Origin of the sequence: Bacteroides sp. An279, assembly GCF_002159615.1 — a bacterium.
Taxonomy (GTDB): Bacteria; Bacteroidota; Bacteroidia; order Bacteroidales; family Bacteroidaceae; genus Phocaeicola; species Phocaeicola intestinalis.
Map to the genome: position 1 here is coordinate 1 of NZ_NFJA01000165.1, position 3,341 is coordinate 3,341.

A 3,341-nucleotide genomic window follows, 5' to 3' on the forward strand; every position below is an offset into this window, starting at 1 on the left:
CGCTCCTGTTCTTCGTCAGATAGCCCGCTATCTTCCTCATCACAGAAGCGGAAATGCCTCAAAAACTCATCCCAAATCATCGCACGATAAATTCAAAACAGCTTCTAATAAGGATCGCTTATTCTAATTTCTATTTAACAATCAAGAGAGCCTTTACCTTCACAAACAGTTATAACTACTTTTTTATAAGTTCCCGATGCATCATCCCAAATTTCCGTAATATCCTGCTTCTGCCTCTCATATTTCATTCCTTGAGATTCACTTTGTGCCAACGCTTCCACATTTTCCAATGCCAAGTCAGACAATGCTTCCGTTTTCTGTGACTGGCTATAAGCAGTATAGCCTGCCGCTACGGCTACCGCTGCAATAAATGTTATTTTTAAGATATTTCGTTTCATAACTGTATTGTTTTTTAATTGATTAGTACTTCATTTACTTTTCTCTGCGAAGCCGCAAATCCTCGATTTGCTTTTAGTTAAATTGCATATCCTTGCATACTGCTTCTAACAGACTAAAATTATTCTCTCCATCGCCCTTATCCGGCACTTGGAACAGCAAAACCGAATCATTATCACTTTCACAACAAGTCAATGTAGCAAGAAAACGGTTGTCATCCGTTTCGCAAATGTCATTGTCTATCGCAGAGAAAGGAATTGTATGGCATTTATCTGAAGAACAAAAAGACAATCCGTATTCCATACCCGGAGCTATCCATTCAAAAACCGCTCCTCCCCGAACCGTACGCACGACCGAAAGCATTACATAATTCTCCATCAGCTTTTTATCTTGCTCCAAATATCCATACTTGTCATAATAATCACGGCTGACTTGAAGAGTCAAGACATTGCCTTCCGCCGGTAATATCGGCTGCAAGCTGCAAGCATCGGCATCAGGGTCGTATACTATCGCTTCAAGCGTATTGCCTAACTGATAGCATATCTTTCCACGGCAAAAAAAGAACTGATTAAACTTATGGATTGAATTTGCCAAATCTTTCTTAAAGTAACGAAAGCGTTCTTTCCCTGTCAAATCGCAAACATGAAACACTTCATCGCCCGAATCGACAAAAAGCAACGTACTGTCATTCACATATTGAAACTGATGTACATAAGAACCAGACAAAACACCTCGTATAAAAGCACCCGATAATGCATCGTACACTTTTATGCCACCAGCACCTGATAACCACAATTCGGTTTTCCCCTCTGAAGAGCTGACTACATCAAAGTCGGAAATGTCAATGTAATCTTCCGGACCACTGCCACGCTTATCAAAACGGCTGATAAAATGTCCGTCATTGTCAAAACTTAAAATTGTGTTTTCCGATTCAATATAAAATGACGAATCCCGTTGAAGCACCTTATTTCCGCGTCCTCCTATCAGCGAAGAATCATTCGTTTCCAAAGGTATCAGCCTATATTCAGCAAACAATGATGACAATTTCACTTTTTCCTGCGACAAATCTGTATATCCTTGCACAGGATAAAGAGCCTCCATTGGCTGGGGAGACCGCGAACAAGAAGCAAAAGCCAATAACATTAAACAATAATACCCAATACGTTTCATACAATTCATAGATAAGTTGAAAGAGGATGCACACTAAAAATGATTGCATATTCCAATATGCATCCTCGTATTTACCATCAAGCTACAGATCCGCAAGAACAAACACTTCCATCACCACCTTGGATACAATAATGCACAGTGCAACCATATTCATCTTTCACTCTTTTCCATCTGCATTCAGAACCGCCTTCCCCATTCGCCAACGCTTCCACATTGGCAAGAGCCAAGTCTGACATCACTTCTTTATCCTGTGCCTGATAAGCCGTTACTCCGGCAACTCCCCAACAGCCTACGGGCTTACCGCTTTCACGGTCCATCATCAGGACAGCATCTTCACCCGTATGCTGGAACAAGAGCAGCTTGTCTTTCACTACCGCAAGATTCAACGGATTAGACATAACCAAGTCGTAAGCGTATGGGTGAGCCTCAATGGGGGTTCCTTCGCCAATATCCAGCAACCTCCCCGATGTTTCCCAGAAAGAACAGCCGAAGAGCAGCCATGATAAAATGATTATTCCAAGTATCTGTTTCATTTCTATTTAATCAGAGAAACAACCATTTTTACTTAGACAAATCAATTTTAACCAATGTCGGTTCATTATCTTTAGCTACCGCATATATCATTTCATCTGAATCGGAGACACAAAATGTAGACAAAGCTTTGTCCGATACATATTTACGAACTGGATTACCTTTCCAATCCACTTGATAAATGACATTGCCAGTAAACGCATCAGCTTGATAGTCTTTCATACTTTTACCAGAATACAACAAATACACATAGTTATCAGTAGCGTATGCATAAATAAAACCAACAGGCCTGCTTGCATCAAGTGGTGCAGAACGAGATATCTCGGTTTCTTCCGTGCGATATACCGGATAGCTACCTATCCAGCGATATTGTTCTACAATCTTATCCTTCTCTATAGTATACAACATAAATATAGGAGAAGTATTCATGGCAAACACAAATTTATCTAACGATGGAGCCGAACGTAATGTACCTTGATACGCCATGCCTCTTAACCGATTACTAATTCGACGTTCACGACTGTCACGGTACGGATACTCGTAAAAGAAATCCGTCAGATTTTCTCGTAATAAAGAAAACATTGTATTTTCATAAAATCCCAATCCTATAAAACTTCCGTATTTCGTTGGTAACATATCAATGCTATTCAGGCTGTCTTTTTTCAATACTACATAATCCTTAATACCTTGCTTAACATTCCGGACATCAATCCGGCTCAAAGCATGGCGGTAAAAATCATAAGTACAGATACTAGAATCACTAGCCATTCTATGTAGTGAAGCCACTTGTAAAAACTCATTATTCCCCTGCCCTCTTGTACCAAAACGATACACACAATTCCTTTCAGCCAAATCAACCATAACGAAAAGACTATCACCCAAATCGTCATATATAAACACACATGAATCAGCGTATTCAATAAAAAAAGGGCGTCCTAAAAGCAAATCCGATTTTATACAATTATCAACTATCACTTTACGCACATTCCTAAAAGAAGAATCAAAAGCAGAAAAGCCATCTTGCTCTTGTTTACACCCACCAAAGCTCAAACACAACAATAAACCATATATAATCCGTTTCATGACGAATTCACGTTTTAAAGAGTCAGGAAATGAATAAAACAAAGCCTTACACATTAGAGTTTATGTAAATTAGTTATGATAGTTCCAAGGGTTGATTTTAATTCTGAGATTATGCAGTGCCATACATGTGGAAAAGATGTTTTCTACAAAGTTGTTTGCCC

At 39.3% G+C, this 3,341-nt stretch carries 4 protein-coding genes; all 4 read right to left on the reverse strand.

The genetic code is table 11. From position 1 onward, the window contains the following. Positions 1-134 precede the first annotated feature (134 nt). Entirely contained in the window at positions 135-398 is a 264-nt protein-coding gene (locus tag B5F78_RS16175) for an NVEALA domain-containing protein (RefSeq protein WP_087207358.1), read from the reverse strand. 73 nt (positions 399-471) lie between these two features. Further along, positions 472-1,566: a 6-bladed beta-propeller gene (locus tag B5F78_RS16180; RefSeq protein ID WP_158098022.1), complete on the reverse strand. Its 1,095-nt coding sequence runs from the start codon at positions 1,564-1,566 to the stop codon at positions 472-474. Between the two features lie 77 nt (positions 1,567-1,643). Further along, positions 1,644-1,886 carry an NVEALA domain-containing protein gene (locus B5F78_RS16980; RefSeq protein ID WP_140400224.1) on the reverse strand — a complete coding sequence of 81 codons (243 nt, stop codon included), beginning with the start codon at positions 1,884-1,886 and terminating at the stop codon, positions 1,644-1,646. 241 nt (positions 1,887-2,127) lie between these two features. Beyond that, the gene (locus tag B5F78_RS16190) at positions 2,128-3,180 is read right to left on the reverse strand and encodes a BF3164 family lipoprotein (protein ID WP_158098023.1); all 1,053 of its coding nucleotides are present in this window, start codon (positions 3,178-3,180) and stop codon (positions 2,128-2,130) included. Positions 3,181-3,341: the final 161 nt, after the last annotated feature.